The organism is Longispora sp. NPDC051575 (genome assembly GCF_040681875.1).
In the GTDB taxonomy this organism is placed as follows: domain Bacteria; phylum Actinomycetota; class Actinomycetes; order Mycobacteriales; family Micromonosporaceae; genus Longispora.
In genome coordinates this window covers 146,037-162,299 of the sequence record NZ_JBFAZP010000001.1, presented here as the reverse complement: position 1 = coordinate 162,299, position 16,263 = coordinate 146,037, and the positions used below count along the sequence as shown (strand labels likewise).

The 16,263-nt window shown below is 74.3% G+C and carries 16 protein-coding genes; 10 read left to right on the top strand and 6 right to left on the bottom strand.

The window, feature by feature from the left end:
- Positions 1–3: 3 nt before the first annotated feature.
- From AB0M43_RS00710 to AB0M43_RS00695, 4 genes are read right to left on the bottom strand one after another with little or no spacing between them, the layout of a single operon-like run.
- On the bottom strand, positions 4–744 hold the full coding sequence (locus AB0M43_RS00710) for a nitroreductase family protein (protein WP_363719799.1): 741 nt from the start codon (positions 742–744) through the stop codon (positions 4–6).
- A complete protein-coding gene (locus tag AB0M43_RS00705) occupies positions 741–2,414 on the bottom strand; it encodes a tpaE (RefSeq protein ID WP_363719797.1) in 1,674 nt (557 codons plus the stop codon). The genes AB0M43_RS00710 and AB0M43_RS00705 overlap by 4 nt, the downstream gene beginning before the upstream one ends.
- A complete protein-coding gene (locus tag AB0M43_RS00700; protein WP_363719795.1) occupies positions 2,414–3,115 on the bottom strand; it encodes a TOMM precursor leader peptide-binding protein in 702 nt (233 codons plus the stop codon). Before AB0M43_RS00700 ends, AB0M43_RS00705 begins: the two co-directional genes overlap by 1 nt.
- A 9-nt stretch (positions 3,116–3,124) precedes the next feature.
- Positions 3,125–4,435, bottom strand: coding sequence for a YcaO-like family protein (locus tag AB0M43_RS00695; RefSeq protein ID WP_363719792.1), 1,311 nt, complete (start codon positions 4,433–4,435; stop codon positions 3,125–3,127).
- Between the two features lie 140 nt (positions 4,436–4,575).
- On the opposite strand from AB0M43_RS00695, the gene AB0M43_RS00690 reads away from it, so the two are divergent.
- The 7 genes from AB0M43_RS00690 to AB0M43_RS00660 all read left to right on the top strand — a co-directional run bounded on the left by AB0M43_RS00690 (position 4,576) and on the right by AB0M43_RS00660 (position 10,681).
- The gene (locus AB0M43_RS00690; protein WP_363719790.1) at positions 4,576–5,127 is read left to right on the top strand and encodes a GNAT family protein; all 552 of its coding nucleotides are present in this window, start codon (positions 4,576–4,578) and stop codon (positions 5,125–5,127) included.
- Positions 5,120–5,971, top strand: a complete 852-nt coding sequence (locus AB0M43_RS00685; RefSeq protein ID WP_363719788.1) for a fused MFS/spermidine synthase — start codon at positions 5,120–5,122, stop codon at positions 5,969–5,971. The genes AB0M43_RS00690 and AB0M43_RS00685 overlap by 8 nt, the downstream gene beginning before the upstream one ends.
- 212 nt (positions 5,972–6,183) lie before the next feature.
- Positions 6,184–8,196, top strand: a complete 2,013-nt coding sequence (locus AB0M43_RS00680) for an RICIN domain-containing protein (protein WP_363719786.1) — start codon at positions 6,184–6,186, stop codon at positions 8,194–8,196.
- Complete coding sequence (locus tag AB0M43_RS00675; RefSeq protein ID WP_363719784.1) at positions 8,193–8,720, top strand: hypothetical protein; 528 nt, start codon at positions 8,193–8,195, stop codon at positions 8,718–8,720. Before AB0M43_RS00680 ends, AB0M43_RS00675 begins: the two co-directional genes overlap by 4 nt.
- 224 nt (positions 8,721–8,944) lie before the next feature.
- Positions 8,945–9,220, top strand: a complete 276-nt coding sequence (locus AB0M43_RS00670; RefSeq protein ID WP_363719782.1) for a hypothetical protein — start codon at positions 8,945–8,947, stop codon at positions 9,218–9,220.
- A gap of 88 nt (positions 9,221–9,308) precedes the next feature.
- The gene (locus tag AB0M43_RS00665; protein WP_363719780.1) at positions 9,309–10,043 is read left to right on the top strand and encodes an alanyl-tRNA editing protein; all 735 of its coding nucleotides are present in this window, start codon (positions 9,309–9,311) and stop codon (positions 10,041–10,043) included.
- A gap of 200 nt (positions 10,044–10,243) precedes the next feature.
- Positions 10,244–10,681, top strand: a complete 438-nt coding sequence (locus AB0M43_RS00660) for an NUDIX domain-containing protein (protein WP_363719778.1) — start codon at positions 10,244–10,246, stop codon at positions 10,679–10,681.
- Between the two features lie 76 nt (positions 10,682–10,757).
- Here the strand turns inward: AB0M43_RS00660 and AB0M43_RS00655 are convergent, their stop codons facing one another.
- Positions 10,758–11,873: a hypothetical protein gene (locus AB0M43_RS00655; protein WP_363719776.1), complete on the bottom strand. Its 1,116-nt coding sequence runs from the start codon at positions 11,871–11,873 to the stop codon at positions 10,758–10,760.
- A gap of 68 nt (positions 11,874–11,941) precedes the next feature.
- On the opposite strand from AB0M43_RS00655, the gene AB0M43_RS00650 reads away from it, so the two are divergent.
- Together AB0M43_RS00650 and AB0M43_RS00645 are read left to right on the top strand one after the other, a co-directional pair.
- Positions 11,942–12,376: a MarR family transcriptional regulator gene (locus tag AB0M43_RS00650; RefSeq protein ID WP_363719774.1), complete on the top strand. Its 435-nt coding sequence runs from the start codon at positions 11,942–11,944 to the stop codon at positions 12,374–12,376.
- A gap of 112 nt (positions 12,377–12,488) precedes the next feature.
- The gene (locus tag AB0M43_RS00645) at positions 12,489–13,037 is read left to right on the top strand and encodes a gamma carbonic anhydrase family protein (RefSeq protein WP_363719772.1); all 549 of its coding nucleotides are present in this window, start codon (positions 12,489–12,491) and stop codon (positions 13,035–13,037) included.
- Here AB0M43_RS00645 and AB0M43_RS00640 read toward each other — a convergent pair.
- The gene (locus AB0M43_RS00640) at positions 13,034–15,421 is read right to left on the bottom strand and encodes a helix-turn-helix domain-containing protein (RefSeq protein ID WP_363719770.1); all 2,388 of its coding nucleotides are present in this window, start codon (positions 15,419–15,421) and stop codon (positions 13,034–13,036) included. The two genes, AB0M43_RS00645 and AB0M43_RS00640, sit on opposite strands and share 4 nt — an antisense overlap.
- Before the next feature lie 455 nt (positions 15,422–15,876).
- Here AB0M43_RS00640 and AB0M43_RS00635 point away from each other — a divergent pair, with 455 nt between their 5' ends.
- The gene (locus tag AB0M43_RS00635) at positions 15,877–16,005 is read left to right on the top strand and encodes a hypothetical protein (protein WP_363719768.1); all 129 of its coding nucleotides are present in this window, start codon (positions 15,877–15,879) and stop codon (positions 16,003–16,005) included.
- The last annotated feature ends 258 nt before the right edge of the window (positions 16,006–16,263 follow it).

The following is a 16,263-nucleotide window of genomic DNA, read 5'->3' as shown; positions in this document are numbered from 1 at the left end:
GATTCACCCCCTCTCCTGGGGTACGTCCGCCGGACCGGTGCCGGCGGAGGTCGACGGGTCCGCGCCGGGCGGGCCGACCGCCAGCGCGAACAGTTGGTGCCGGGTGACCCCGTCGCAGCGCAGCGGGGTGCGGACCGCGGCCGGCAGGAAGCCCGCGAAGACGCTGCCGACCAGGCCGTGGGAGATCGCGGACAGCCACATCTGGTACCCGGCCCCGCCCGCCCGGGTCATCAGGGTGCGGTACCCGGCCCCGCCGTGCGCGGAGTCCGCCGCGTCGAGGTCGCCGAGCAGCGACACGATCGCGCCGGCCGTGGCGAACTCCTTCTGCAACGTCAGCTCCTCGTACGCGGCCCGGCCCGCCAGGGCCATCACGGGCGTGGCGGTCGCGCCGCCGGGGTCGAGCCGGTAGACGGCCGGGGGTAGTCCGGCCACGTGCTGGGCGACCAGCACGGGGATCAGGGGGTGCTCGCCCGGCCAGCGGGCCCGGTCGGCGGCCATGCCGTCGGCGACCGCGCCGAGCAGGGTGGCCAGGTCGACGGGTTCGGCGCGGAAGTGCCGGATGGCGCGGCGGTGGGTGAGCACCTCGGCGAGCAGGCCGGGCCGGGGCGCGGCGGCGGCCGGCAACGGGACCGGCGGGCCGATCGCGTCGGGCGGGGGAGTGGCGGGACGGGCGCCCGGGGCGGTCGGAGCACCCGGTTCGCGGAACGAGCGGAGCACGTCCACGGTCAGGCTGATCGCGCTCATCGTGACTCCTCGCCGTGGCCGGTCGCGTGGGATCCGGTGCGGATCGGTTCCCCCAGGTGGATCACGGCCGTCACCGGTTCGGCGTCCAGGTCGATGCCGAGCAGGTCGCCGAGCCGTTCGTCGTCGAGGTCCACGGCCGGCCGGGCCGGCACCCCGAGCGCCCCGGCGACGGTCAGCACGGCGGCCTGGGCGCACCCGGCGTCCAGCAGCACCACCCGCAGCCCGAACGCCCCGTACTTGGACGCCACCCGGGGCAGGTCCCCGGTGAACAGCAGGCAGGCGGGCGCGCCGCAGTCCGGCGAGCAGGCGGCCGGCCGGCCCGGGCGGAGCAGGGCCAGTTCGTGGCCGGCGGGCACGTAGCCGTAGACGCCCGGGGGCACGCCGTCGAGGTCGCGGACGAGGACGTGCGCCACGACCGAGCCGATGTTGCCGCCGCTGGCGGTCCACCGCCACACCCGGTCGGGGGTCTCGTGCTGCCATCCGGCGGCCACGGCCAGCAGCAGCGCGAGGCGTTCGCCGTCCAGCGGGGCGACGCGCCGTGGACCGTCGACACCGGCGGGCGGGAGCCCCGCGTCGGTCGGCAGGAGGCCCAGGTCGGCGGGCGGGATCTTCTGCCGGGGCGCGACCGGCCACGTCTTGTGCCCGCGCTGCAGGGCCACGTTCGCCGGCTGGTAGTGCACCTGGTGCGCCTTGACGTCGGCGTACTCCTTCGGCGGCAGCGCCACGGCCGCCTCGTACCGCGCGGACACCGGGGCCGGCCGGGGCTCCCCGGGCACGGTCGAGCACGCCGGGCAGCCGGGCCGGCTCACCCCGCTGCGCCCGGACTGGGCCAGCCGGGTCAGCCCGATCCGCCGCCACCGGCCGGGCAGCCCGACCCGGGTGGCCCGGCCGAGCAGCGCGACGAGGTCGGCGGCGGCCAACGCGGCGGCCAACCCCAGGTCATCCACTGTGGACCCTCCGGGAGCGGCGGCGGGGTCGAGGAGACAGTCCAGGCACGGGCCGAGCCGGCGGTCCACGTACGGGCCGATCTCCACCACGTCACCGGACAGGCCGAGGTGCAGGAGCGGCGTGCCCTGGTTCCAGCACGCGGCGGCCAGTACCCGGTCGAGAGGGTGTGAAGGGGTTACGCAGACGACCACCAGCGACGGGTCCTCGGCGTCGAGTCGCGGCACGGTCCCGGAAAGGGCGGTGCGCAGCGCTGCGACGAGGCGCGGGTCGCCGGTGAGCCGGAGCCGGGCGGTCGCGAGGCGGTCGGCGGCGCCCTCCCAGGCGGCGTTGGCCTCGGTGGCGTCGCCGATCCGGGACAGGTAGTCGGCGAGCGGCCCGGGCACCCAGGACACGTCGGTGTCGGGCGCGGCCTCCTCGACCACCCCGCAGGTCCACAGCAGACTGAGCACCGTGAACACGGTCGTGGTGCTCACGCCCAGCTCGGCGGCCACCGCTGCGTGGTCGCGGACCCCGTCGAGCAGGGGCAGCAGCCGGGGCACGAGCTGGGTGGCGGCCCGGCCCCGCAGCACGTGCCGGGTCGGCGTGCCCTCGACCACCAGGCGGTCGTCGTACCGGCGGATCACCAGGCCGCGCCGGACCCGGGGCCGGGCGGGCACCGCGAACTGCGGGTCGTGTGTCGCGGCGCGGGCCATCGTCTGCGCGCTGATCGGCTGGTCGGCCATCACCGTTCCCCCGAGTCCACGTGCCCGGACCGGACGGGCCGATCTCCGGGGCGCCCGTCGGCCCCGCGCCCCGCCGCGACCGCCGCCCGCAGGGTCGCCACCAGCTCGGCGGTCCTGCGCGGCCGGGCCGAGGCGTCGCGACACCGCCCGCACGCGTCCACCGCCACCACCCCGGCCCGCCGCACGCCCCCGTCCACCAGCCCGACGGTCCGCACCCAGCCGCCCGGCGCCTCCGGGGTGGGCTCGACGGCGTCGGCCACGGCCCGCACAGCCAACCCGAAACCCAGCTCCACGTGGTACCGGGCCCAGCCCGTCACCCGCTCGCGGGTCCCCGGCAGGACGGGCGCCGGGGTGTCCGCCCACAGTTCGGGGCTCTTCGCGTGCTGGCGCCGCCGCCGCCGGAAGCACACGTGGCACGCGGTCACGCCGGGGACGACCACCGGCCCGCACCGCAGCTGGGAGTGTTCCAGCAGCACCGGGAACCACGGCCGCCGCCACGCGAACGCCGCCCGCTCCACCATCTCCACCAGCGGCGGTTCGTCGTACCCGGCGGCGAGGACGAGGACGTCGAGCGCGGGCCAGTCGGCCAGGTGCTCGCGGGTGGTGGTGTCGACGACCTCGCTGCCGGGGTACCGGTCGGCGAGCCGCGACGCCACGGCGGCCCCGAAGTCCCCGGCGGCGAGCACGGTCAGGCGGGTCACGGCCCCTCCTCAGGCGAACGGTTGCGGGTCACGGTTCAGCTCCTCCTCCGCCAGGGCCGGGTGCCCCATCCGCGCCGGCCCGTCGTACAGCCGGGGGTGGGCGAGGTAGCGTGCGTACGGGTCGAAGGACAGCGGCATCAGCTCGGGGACCAGCACGTGCACGACCGTCGAGCCGGCCTGCGCGGCCTCGTCGGTGGTGAGGTCCACGACGATCACCTCGCAGCCGCGCGCGGACAGCCGGTCCAGCAGCCAGCCGAGCACGGCGGTGGGCGTGGTCGAGGGCGGCCGGGGCAGGTCCGCGAGGGTGTGCGCGGGGCGCTCCCCGTCGAGCAGGAAGTCGAACCGGGGCCGCTGTTCGCGCCGTCCCATCCGCAGCGCCCCGGCGACGACGCTGACGGTGTCGGCGGCGTAGTCCCGGGCGCCGGTCGCGATCATGCTGCGCAGCGCGATCCGGACGGACGTGGCCTCCCGGTACAGCTTGGCGACCGCGCGGCCCGGGTCGGGGTCGCAGGTGGCGGACACCAGCTGGGCGAGCGTCGGGTCGTGGTCGGCGAGCTGGAGCCCGTAGACCACCGGGATCCCCAGGTCGGTGGTCGCGTCGAACAGCACGGTGCGCAGGTGCTCCACGGTGCCGCGCGCGACCGCCCGCTCCTGCTCGGCGGTCAGCTCCCCGGGGAGCACCTCCAGCCGGGGGAGCCGGAGCCGGTGCAGCCAGGCGAGGGTGATCGCGTCGCGCTCCACGACCTCCAGCAGCCCGCCGACCACGGCCGCGACCGGGTCGGTGTGCGTGGCGCAGCCGGTGGACACCATGTGCGCGAACCGTTCGGCGCGCGACTGCGGCGGGTTCTTCAGCCAGGCCAGCAGCGCCGGCACGTAGGTCGGCCGGTCGTGGGTGAGCGAGTACCCCTCGACCCAGCGCATCGGCCCGTCCGGATCCTGAGCCAGCAGGGTGCCGCCCGGGTCGGCCAGTTCCGCCGCCGAGCACGCCGGCCAGCGCGCGAGGTCGACCCCGAGGTCCCGGGCGGAGGCCCAGACCATCCGCTCGGGCCGCCACGCGCAGGAGGAGTACCGCTCCAGGGACTCCGCGATCGCCAGGAACGCCGCGCGCTCCGGGTCCAGGTCGCCGCCCGCCCCGTCGATGTTGCCCATGCCCGGGTCGTGCGCGCCGAACCCGGCCTGGGTGTCCAGGACCGCGCCGAGGTCGCCGACGCTGCCGCTGACCACCGGGAACCGGGGTTCGCCGTCGGCGATCTGCAACCGGGCCACCTGCCCGACCAGCCCGTACGGAGAGACCAGGCTCTCCAGCCCGCCCACCGGCATCGGCCCTCCCCGGAGAAATGTGCGCTCGGTTCACGTTGTCGGGGTCACGCTAGCGCCCGGCACCCTGAGAGAATCATCACTGTCAATGTATTGTCAGATGGTGCGGGAACTGTCCCGGACACACGCGGCATACTGCTCACGTGCTCCTGGACACCGAACGCCTGATCCTCCGCCGCTTCCGGCCCGCGGACGCCCCCGCGCTGGCCGCGTACCGGTCCGACCCCGCCGTGGCCCGCTACCAGTCCTGGACCCCGCCGCTGTCGGAGACCGACGCCGTCGCGCTGGCCCGGTCCTTCGCGACCGGGGACCCCTCGGAGCCCGGCTGGTTCCAGTACGCCGTGGAGCTGCGGGCCGACGGCTGCCTCGTCGGGGACGTCGGGGTGCGGCTGGACGACAACAGGATGCGGGCCGACCTGGGGTTCACGCTCGCCGCCGACCGGCAGGGCCACGGGTACGCCACCGAGGCCGTCCGCGCCGTGCTCGCCGACCTGTTCGGCCGGGGCCTGCGCCGGGTGTCCGCCGAATGCGACGCGCGCAACGCGGCGTCCGCCCGGCTCCTCCAACGGGTCGGGTTCCGGCGCGAGGGGCTGCGGCCCGCCTACACCTGGATCAAGGGCGAGTGGACCGACGACGTGCTGTTCGGGCTGCTCGCGGAGCACTGGACGCCCGGGCCCGGGACCCTCGGTGGGTAGGTCCCGGGGCCCCGCCGCGATCGGCGAACCCAGCGAGCACGGCCACCTCGAACTCGTCCCCGACGCCGACCAGCCCGGCTGCTGGACGCTGCGGGTCGACGGCACCCCCCAGTCGCACGTCGACCTGGACGACCCGGCGACGATCCACTTCGAGTACATGCGCCGGCTCGCCTCCGTGGTCGACGCCACCGCGCCGCCCGGGGTGCCGCTGCGGGTCCTGCACCTCGGGGGCGGCGCGCTGACCCTGCCCCGGTACACCGCCGTCACCCGGCGCGGTTCCGCCCAACAGGTCGTCGAACTCGACCCGGCCGTGGTCGCCCTGGTCCGCCGGGTGCTGCCCACCCCCAGGGGAGCCGACATCCGGGTCCGGGTCGGCGACGCCCGCGCGGCGGTCGAGGCCTCGGGCCCGGCCCGTTACGACCTGGTCGTGACCGACGTCTACGGCGGCTCCCGGGTGCCCGCCCCGTTTACCTCCACCGAGTTCGCCGCCGAGGTCGCCCGGGTCCTGCGCCCCGGCGGCCGGTACGTCGCCAACCTCGCCGACGGCGCGCCTTTGACCTTCGCCAAGGGCCAGGTCGCCACGCTGCGGGCCGTGTTCGCCGACGTGTGCCTGCTCGCCGAGCCCGGGGTGCTGCGCGGCCGGCGGTTCGGCAACGTCGTCCTCGTCGCCAGCTCCGATCCGTTGCCCGTGGCGGAACTGGCCACGGCGGCGGCGCGGGACGCGTTCCCGGCGCGGCTGCTGCACGGGGCGGAACTGGACCGTTTCACCGCCGGCGCGCGCCCGGTCGCCGACGCCGGTGCGGTGCCCTCCCCGGCTCCGCCGAAGGGCATGTTCGCCGGCTGACCGTCGCGCGCTGTGACGGGTGGCCCGGCGTGACGCGCACGTTCCGTCACACCCGGCGGCGCGAAAACTCACGGAACGTCATGGCCTCAGTACCCATCGAGGTGGTGTTCGGCCCGGTCTTTAAATCTCTCTAAGGACGTTTCGAGCCTGGCCGAAACGACCATAAGGTGACCGGTGACCGATCCCTCACTCCCTCTCCTAAGGGGTATCGAGTGTCATCCCCCCTGCCGCGCACCCATGCGGCACCCAAGAAGCGTCGTCTCCGGCGGATACTGTTCGTCACCGGCCTCGTGGCCGTGCTGGGACTGTCCGTCACCCCCACACTCACCGACAGCTCGTGGGGCGATCTGATCAGCGCGAAGGCCTCCGGGCCCGAACCCCTGATCGGCGTGCCCGCGGACGACCCGGGGGCCGGTCTGGTCTTCGACGGTCTGCGGCCCGCGCCCAAGGGCAACAAGTGCGTCGGCGAGTACCTCGTCGGCGGCTCCGACCTGTGCAGCCACGGCCCCGACCCGGCCCCGGCCGGCCTGAACCCGCGCGGCGAGGTCAAGCCGGTCGCGGCGGCGAGGCCCGCGGACAAGGCCCCCGCGCCCGGCGTGCTCGCCCTGCCGTCGGTCACCGACCTGGCCACCAGCGTCGGCGCGCTCGCCCCCGTCACCGGGGACAGCCCGCTCGTCGCGGCGGCCGACACCCCGCCCGGCGCGCCGATCGCCCCCGCCGCCTCCGGGGTGGTGTGCGACGGCGACGGCCGGACCGGCAAGCGCGTGCAGATGCTCTACGGCTACGAGTCCGGCAAGGCCAGCCGCTTCAACGAGTACGTCAACTCGTTCCGCACCTGGTCCGCCGGCATCGAGAAGATCTACGACTCCAGCGCCCAGCAGACCGGCGGCTCCCGGCACGTCCGGTTCGTCACCACCCCCGACTGCGCGGTCGACGTGCTCGCGGTCGAACTGCCCGCCGGCTCGTTCGGCAACTTCGACGCCACGATCAACGCGCTGAAGAAGCTCGGGTACGCCGCCAAGGACCGCAAGTACGTGCTGTTCGCCGAGTCCAAGGTGTACTGCGGCATCGGCACCCTCTACACCGACCACCGCCCCGGCCAGGAGAACACGAACAACAACGTGGCCTCCTACTCCCGGGTCGACTCGGGCTGCTGGGGCGCCGCCGTCGCCGCGCACGAACTGACCCACAACCTCGGCTCGGTGCAGAACAACTCGCCGAACCACACCGAGTACGGGCACTGCACCGACGACTACGACCTCATGTGCTACAACGACGGCGCGGGCACGGTCATGCGCACCGTGTGCACCGACAAGGCCAACGAGGACCGTCTCGACTGCAACAACGACGACTACTTCACCACCTCGGCCAAGCCCGGCAGCTACCTGGCGACCAACTGGAACGTCGCCAACAGCGGCTGGCTGATCACCGGCACCGGCGGTCCGAACCCCAACCCGTCGCCGTCCCCGTCGGCCAGCACCGGGCCCTCGCCCACCGGTAAGCCCACCGCCAAGCCCAGCCCGAGCGCGTCGGCCCAGCCGACCCAGACCGCCGGCCCGTCCCCGACGAAGTCCGGCACCCCGCGCCCGACGGTCACGGTCCGCGACATCCGGCAGACCAGCGTCGGACTGACCTGGCCGGCCGGCGCGACCGGCACCCGCTACACCGTCGTGTTCAACGGCCGGGCGATCGGCACGACCGGGTCCACCGCCGTCCGGGTCACCGGTCTGCGGCCGGGCACCGAGTACCGGGTCTCGATCACGGTCGGCTCGGCCGCGTACGCCCCCGAGGTCACCTTCCGCACCGCGGCGGCCAGCGCGCCGACCGGCAAGGAACTGACCATGGCCAACGCGTACACCGGGCAGAACGTCGACCTGACGGCCAGCCGGCGCACCGACGGCGCGCCGATCATCGCGTACGCGCCGCACGGCTACGCCAACCAGCGGTGGGTCCTCGTACCCGCCGCCGGGGACACCCTGCAGATCCGCTCGGTGGCCAGCGGCAAGTGCGTGTCGGCCCTCGGGCAGGCGGCGGCCGGCGTGCCGCTCGTCCAGCACACGTGCGACGCGCAGGCGGTCGGTCAGCGGTGGAAGCTCACCCTGAACCCCGACGGGTACGCGCTGTCGCTCGGCGGATTCGACGTGGGGATCGGGGAGGGCGGCCAGCTGGTACTCCAGGCCCCGTCCCAGGCCCGCGCCCAGCGCTGGAGCCTGACCTCCTCGTGAGACGGGTCATCGGGTTCGTGCTCGCCGTCGTGCTCGGCCTGGCCTCCGCCCTCCTCGGGGCGGAGCCGGGCTGGGCGCACGGCAAGCAGATGCGACTGGTGGTCACGGCCGACGCCCAGGGTCGGCTGGAGGTCACCGGCACCTGGGTGGAGGACAACCATCCGGTGCTCGAGGGCATCGCGGCCGTCGTCACGGCGTCCTCGACCGACGGCCGGCTCGCCGGCCCGGACTACCTGAGCGCGGTGCCCAGCCGGCCCGGGGTGCTCGTCGCGGCCGCCGCGCTGCCGGCGGGCGTCTGGGACGTCTCGGTGGAGGCCGGCGCGCCGGTCGCCGCGTACGCCCAGGCCAGGGTCGAGGCCGTCGCCGGTCAGCCGGTGATGGTCTTCCAGGAGAAGCAGGTCGCCGCACCGGGCACGCCGGGCGGCACGGAGGGCTTCGACTGGGGCCCGTACGCCGTGGCGGCCATCCTCGCGGTACTCGTCATCGGCGGCGTCGTGTGGAAGGTGCGCGCCGCGCGCCGGTGACCCCGCGGTCCGCCGGCACCCAGGTCCCAGGGTGCCGGCGGACCGCGTCGCGCGTTCCCGGGGACTCACCTCCAACGAACCACCGACCTGCCCGGATACGCCCCCGGACCCCGTGTCGCAGATGGCGAACGAGGTCCCCGGCCGCTCGTCGCGTCACGATCCCGCCCCGCCCGCGTCGGTGAGGATGAGCCCGCGACCCTGCGGCACGGAGGCGAGGACAGCTGATGAGCGCACCACACCCGTCCGGCGGCATCGAGGAACTGCTGGCGACGATCGACTCGGCGTGGGCGGACGCGGACCGGCGCCGGCCGCGACGCCTGCGGCCGGTGAGCGGGGTGGTGTGTCCGGGGGCCGTGGCCGAGCGTCCGGACCCGCCCGACGCGCCGGAGGCCCCGGAGCCCGAGGAGTCGACGGACCTCTTCGGCTTCCTGGCCCCACGGGATCCGGACCCGCGCGACGAACCGCACCCGAGGTACCCGGGCCCGTCCGAGGGCGGCTGACCGGCCACAGTGGTCGGCGGCCACCCGCGACGCCGGTGCCCGCCCCACCGGCTCGGGGCCGGCGCGCGGCCCGCGATACCCTGCTGAGATGGGGATCACACACCACGGTCGGACCGACCGCCTCGACCTGCTGGACCCGACCCTGCGGACCTGGGACTGCGTCGTCCTGGAGTCCGGCCCCGAGGGCATCGTGCTGGACCGGTCCGCGTTCTACCCGGGCGGCGGCGGCCAGCCCCCGGACCACGGCGTGCTGCTCTGGCAGAGTGTCGAGACCCGGATCGTCGGCACCCGCAAGGGTGAGGACTTCTACCTGCTGCCGGCCGAGGGCGACCCGCTCCCGCCGGTCGGCACGGCCGTCACCGGGGCCGTCGCGGACGAGCGGCGCAGCCGGCTGATGCGGACCCACTCGGGGCTGCACCTGTTGTGCGGGGTGGTGTTCCGCGACTTCGGGGCGCTCGTCACCGGCGGCAACATGGAGCCCGGCGAGGCCCGGATGGACTTCAACCTGCCCGAGGTTCCGGCCGACTTCAAGGCGCTGCTGGAGGCCTCCGTCAACGTGGAGATCGCCGCCGACCGCCGGGTCGACGTCCGGGTGCTGGGCCGCGAGGAGGCCCTGGCCATCCCCGACATCATCCGCACCCAGACGAACCTGATCCCGCCCGGCGAGGAGGAGATCCGGATCGTGGACATCCTCGGGCTCGACACCCAGGCCGACGGCGGCACGCACGTCGCGTCCACCCGGCAGATCGGCCGGATCGAGCTCGTCAAGGTCGAGAACAAGGGCAAGGCCAACCGACGGGTACGCATCCGCGTCGTCGACTGACCCACGGTCGTCTCGGGCGTGCCGGCCGCGCGGGTCCGGCGGGCGCGTCGACACCCGCCCCGGACGAGGCCCGTCGGGCAACGGCACGCCGGGCGTCGGCGGCGCTGCACGGTGACGGGGGCGGCCCGTCGCTTTTCCCGTCGGGGTGCCCGGCGGGTCCCGGTCGGCCGGAGCCGGCCGGTGGTCGTAGCCTTGTCGGCGTGGCCCATCTTCACGCGCTCGGCGTCCTGATCATCCTCACCCGCGACGAGGAGGTGCTGCTCGCCCAGCACAAGAGCTCGGGGCAGTGGTCCGTGCCCAGCGGCCCGGTCTCCGGCGACGAGAACGTGCTGACGGCGGCGATCCGCGAGGCCCGGGAGAAGATCGGCGTGCAGCTCACGGCCGAGGAGCTGGAGTTCGTCGGGGTGATCCACCGCAGGCACGGCCCCGAGCGGGCCAACATGGCGTTCGTGTTCCACGCGTTGAGCGTGCCGGCCGTGCAGGACACGCCGATCAACGCCGACCCGACCCGGTGCGCGGAGGTCCGCTGGTTCCCGATGGAGGAACCGCCGGAGAACACGTCGCCGAACACGCTGCGCGGGCTGGAACTGCTCGACAGCGGCGAGACCCTCAGCGTCGCCGACTGGGAACAGGCCTGACCGACCCGGTCGGGGCTGGCGCTGCCGGGGACGATCAGGCCGGCACCGCCCCGGTACCCGTCGCATGGTTTGTGTTCTAGCGGTCGAGGAGTTCCAGGCCCAGGTCGGCCATGAACCGGCACAGTTCCGCGCGCTGCCGGAACAGCGCCCGCAGCTCGTCGGTCACCGGCGCACCGAGCAGCTCGTACGGCAGCGAGGTGAACGCGGCCCGCGCGACCAGGCCGCCGACGTACCCGTAGGCGACGTCGGCCGGGTCGGCGTCGACGCCGGACGCCCGCATGCCCGCGACGAAGGCGGGCACCAGTGTCGCGTGGATGCCGGGCAGCGCGGCGGCGGGCAGGTGTCCGGCGTGCGCGAGCCCGACCAGCAGCTGGCCGAGGTCGAACCCGACGGCCAGCGGGCACTGGAAGGAGATGTCGATGGCGACGAACTCCGCCGGTGAGTCGCGGGGGACCAGCAGGTTCTGCGGGCTGGCGTCGCCGTGCGGCAACGCGCGCGGCAGGGTGTCGAGCCGGTCGAGCACGGCGGGGAGCGCGTCGGCGAGCCGCAGCAGGTCGGCCCGCAGCCGGTCGTCGACCTCGGCGAGCAGTGGATGGCGCCACGCGGCGTCGTCGGAGAGCACCGGCACGGCGGCCTGGAGCACCCTGCCGTTCACGTACACCCGGAGGGCGAACCCGGGGGGTAGCGGTGTGCTGGCCAGGACTTCGGGGGTGCTGCGCAGGGCGGCGAGCCCGCCGAGCGCGAAGGCCGCCCGGGTGAACATGTCCGGGGTCCATTCCGCGTCGGGTACCGCGTCGACGTCCTCCATCCACAGCAGCGCGCGGTCGTCGGGCAGCTCCGTCAGCCGGTACAGCTCGGGCACCCGGACCCCGGCGGGCAGCCGTCCGGCGAACGGTTCCGCCCAGGCGTCGAGTTCCTGGCGCCACGGGAAGTCCCGGACGAACCACTCCCGGACGTCGGCGGGGACCTGGTCCAGCCGGGGCCAGTGCCGGGCGTGCTGGAGCACCTTGACGAACACCGACCAGCGCCGGCCGTCGGCGGCGGTGCCCCGGACCCGGAGCAGGTCGCCGGTGGCGGGGGAGCCGGACTCGTACGCGACCGGCTCGGTGGACCACGGGCCGGGGTCGACCGCGCCGCCCAGCAGGGTCGCGACGGCGGACCGCAGCTCGGACTCGGGGAGTTCAGTGACCATGGCGCACCACCGGGGGAGATAGTAAGGTAAGGCTACCTGACGGTATACGCCGATAGTAAGGCTGCCTTATGAGTTTGGTCAATGGCGAACCGCGCCCGCACGTCCTGGACCTGCTCGGTGCCGCGCTCAGCGTCGGCAAACGCGCCATGGAGGCCGAGGTCGCCGACGAGCCGCACCACCTGCGCGGCTCCCACCTGCGCCTGCTGTCGCTGACGCCCCCCGAGGGCATGCGCCCCACGGAGCTGGCCCCCCGGGTGGGCATGACCAAGCAGTCGCTGGGGGAGTTCGTCGCCGCCATGCGCGAGGCCGGGTTCCTCGAGGTCGAGGTCGACCCGCGCGACCGGCGGGCCCGGATCGTCCGGCCGACCGAGCGGGGCCTGCGGCTCCAGGGCCGGATCCTGGAGATCATCGAGGAGACCGAGGCGCGCTGGCGGTCCGCCGTCGGGGCCGACGACTGGGCGGCCTTCCGCCGGGTGCTCGCGACGCTGGCCGCCGAGCGGTAGTCACCCCCGCAGCATAGAACCCGCACCCCGGCCGCCCGGCCCGCTTCCCGGAGCCCGCAGAATGTCCCGACACGGCCGCGCGCGCGGCCCACCCCACCCCGGATGGAGCACCATGACCACCCCACTGATCGCCGCCGTCGCGGGCCGCACGCCCGACGTCGCCCCCACGGCGTACGTCGCCCCCACCGCCGTGGTCCTGGGCGCGGTCACGCTCGGCGCGGGCGCGAGCGTCTGGTACGGCGCGGTGCTGCGCGGCGACTCCGAGGCCATCACCGTGGGCGCGGACACCAACATCCAGGACAACTGCACCCTGCACGCCGACCCGAGCTTCCCGACCGTGCTCGGCGACCGGATCACCGTCGGCCACAACGCCGTCCTGCACGGCTGTGTCGTCGAGGACGACGTCCTGATCGGGATGAGCGCCACCGTGCTCAACGGCGCGCACATCGGGAGCGGTTCGCTGATCGCCGCCGGGGCGGTCGTGCCGCAGGGCATGCGGGTGCCGGCCGGGTCGCTGGTGGCGGGGGTGCCGGCGAAGGTGCGCCGCGAGCTGACGGAGGACGAGCGGTCACTGATCAAGGCCAACGCCGAGGGGTACCTGGCGCTGGCTGCCGCGCACGCCGCGATCCCGTCCCAGGTGGACCGGGGCGCCGGGTCCTAGGCTCCGACCGGCGGATCGTGGCTGTGGTTCCCGGCGGGTTCCGGTCCGGTCTGGGCGTGGTGGTGCTGGAGCCGTTCGTGCCGGAACTCCCACACGGGTCCGGAGCGGCGCAGGACGCCACGGTCGTACGCGTCCTCCATGAAGGTGAGCAGCCGCCAGGGCAGACGTCCGGTGAGCGGGAGCCACAGTCTGGCGAGGATCAGCCACTGTCCCCAGGCGGTGAGGATCATGGCATAGGCGAACGCGGCCACGATGCCGCTGACGATGCCGGTGCCGGCGCCGTGTGTGGGGTCGCCCGAGTAGGAGAACTCGCCGTTCGTCAGCCGGGAGGCGAGAATGCGCAGGACGGGGAGCGTGACGTCCTCGACCGCGTAGGTGCCCACCGCGACGACGAGGCCGAAGGTCAGCCCGCCCATCAGCATCTGGGTGAGCACGGCGTCGCGGTTGGCCTTCAGCGAGTCGACGGGGCTCGCGGCGGCGTCGGCGTCGGCGGGAGACTCGAACCAGGAGACGAATCCGACGGCGACGGCCGCGGCGACCGCGAACACGCCGCCGAACGCGGCCGTCGCCTGGAGGATGGGGACCAGTGCTGTCCGCGTGACCGCTTCGATCACGAGTCCCATGGCCGCGCCGAGCGCGAGGCCACCGGCGAACGCGGTGGCCATTCTGGTGCGGACCTGGCTGAGCGGGATCGCGCCGGGGTGCCTTCCCCGCCCGAGCCGCAGGCGGACGCGTGACGGCACCGGGGTGGGTCCACGGAACCGGTGCACGAGGCCGTACAGCAGCCCCAGCGGAACTCCGGCGCCCACCCCGTTGAGCAGCCCGCTGACGGACTGGAGCGATACCGCCTTCGTGAAGCTCTCCTCGGTCGCGCCGTACGCGATCAGGGACAGGGGCACGCCGACGAGGATCACGGTGAGCGCGACGGTGACCGTGCACACGAGCCCGACGAGGACGGCGCGCGCCCAGATCGGCACGGTGCTGCCGAGTCCCCACCACGCGATGCCGGACTCGTGCCGGGTGGTTCCGTGCCGGGCGAGATAGTTGAGCCACCGCAGAACGTGGTCGAGGCCGAAGTCGCGGTGCGCTCCCGTCGCGGGCCGGTCGGTGTACATGGTCGGCACGTAGCTGGCGAGGAGGTGCTCCTCGATGTCGGTCGACTCGGGGAACCGGCCGGTGTCCAGGAGGTCGGCGGGGTCCCGGCCCGGGGTGTCGCTGTAGACGGCACGGGCGAGGGAGACCATCAGCGGGGTACGCAACGCCGTGGCGACGTTCCCTCCGGCGTAGCCGGGCCCCTCCGCCGTCATCTCGGAGATCACCGGGTACCACACCGTCCGCGCGTCGACCCCGGGCGCCGAGCCGAGGTTCCTGCGGGTGGCGCGGGGCAGGTAGTGCGCCACGTCGCCCGGGGTGAGGGTGTCCAGGCGAATGACGGCGGCGGCGGTGAGCACGTCGGCCAGGCTGACGGCCTCGTCGTACTCGGCGGGACGGCTGGTCAGCACGATCGGGAGCTTGGCCCGGTTGAGCGCCCGCAGCGCGGGGCCGCGCAGACCCGGGGCGATCTCGTCGAATCCGTCGAGCACCGGCAGGATCGCGTCGGTACCCACGAGGGTGGCGGACAGGGTCAGGCCGCCGGGCGTGGTCCGGGCCAGGCCCGGGTAGTCCCGGATCAGGGACCCGCTGAGCCAGTCGCGGAACCGGGTCCTGGTGGGATCCCAGGAAGCGACGTTCACGGTCACGGGGACGGGGTGCGCCCGCTCGCGGTCCTCGAGCAGGGACAGGGTCATCCGCGTCGCCAGCATCGTCTTCCCGGAGCCCGCGGGCCCGAGCACCACCAGTCTGCCGGTCGGCAACCGCCGGTAGAGCTCGGTGATCTCGCTGAAGTCGCCGACCAGGTCGACCTGGTTCGCGCGGTCACCGGTCGTCGGGGCGTCGATGTTGTCGAGGTGGTCGCTGACCTCGCCGTGCACCCGCGTCCAGCGGACCGGCAACGGGAACGGATCGTGCATCTGCTGGTGCTCGTACTCGCGACGCAACCGGATCCCCACGCCGGTCGCGAGTTCCTCGGCGGCCAGCGCGAGATGGTCGGGCTGTCGCGCCTGCCGGGGCACGGCGGGGCGTGGCGGGACGGCCGGGCCGTCGCCAGCGGGGTCGACCAGTTCGGGACCGGCGGCCAGGGCGAAGAACTCCCTGCGCTCGTCGGCCGACAGGTGCAACGCGTCCGCGAGCTGACGCGCGGTGTCCGCACGGGGGTTGGTGCGCTCGCCGCGCTCGATCCCCCGGATCGTGCGGACGCTCACCCCCGAGCGCAGGGCCAGGTCCTCCTGGGTGATCTCCGCGCGGTTCCGGAACTCGCGCAGCGACTCCCGGAATGTGTTGGCCACGGTTGATCCTCCTGTGTGGTGACTTCGCCCCCGTGTCCCACCCTATCGGTGCCACCGGCCACATATGGCAGCGAAAGTGTCCGGTGCACGGCATGGCCGCCGGCCCGGTCGACCGCCAGATTGGTGGTAGGACACCAACGGCGAGGGCAAAGGGGCCGGGTATGAACTGCCGCCGGATCGGATGCAACAGACCGCTGCTGGAGTGCGCGGAATGTGAGGGGACAGGCGGGGTGATCACCACCTGCTCCGCGTGCGGGGGACGGGGGTACCGGTGCCCCGAACACGACCGCACCCCACCTGACCGGCCTCCGCACACCTGAGAGCGGCGGTCGGAGCGGGACCGGCGCGGCCAGGGGTCCATTGCTCGTCGGCTGGGGCGGTCAGGATCCGCCCGGCCGGCGTTCCCGTCCTCCGGCCCAGCCACCGATCCGCCGAGTACCTGGAAGGAAGTCTCCATGAGCGTCACGCCGAACAGGCCACACCGAATCTGGGACCGATGCACGCCCTGCCACGTCATCGGCCTTCTGAGCGCCATCGCCACCCTGATCACCGCGATCGCCACCGCGATCAGCGCTCTGCGGTAGCCCCGTCGGGCAGGAGGGCCGGACGCCGCCGGCTGCGTGGATCCGTGGTTCGCCGGCTCGGCGGCTCCCGTCCAGCGTACGGCCGTGCCCCTGATCCCCTCAACCAGGAGCGCGGCCGCACGGTTCCGGACCCGCCGGCCACACAGTCCATCATGGACGGTTGTCGCCGGACTGGCTCTGTCCGATGTCCGGCTGCGATTCGGGCGAACTCAGAACACTTTTCCGAACCCGCGCTATCCATCGCAGTTCACGGTCCCG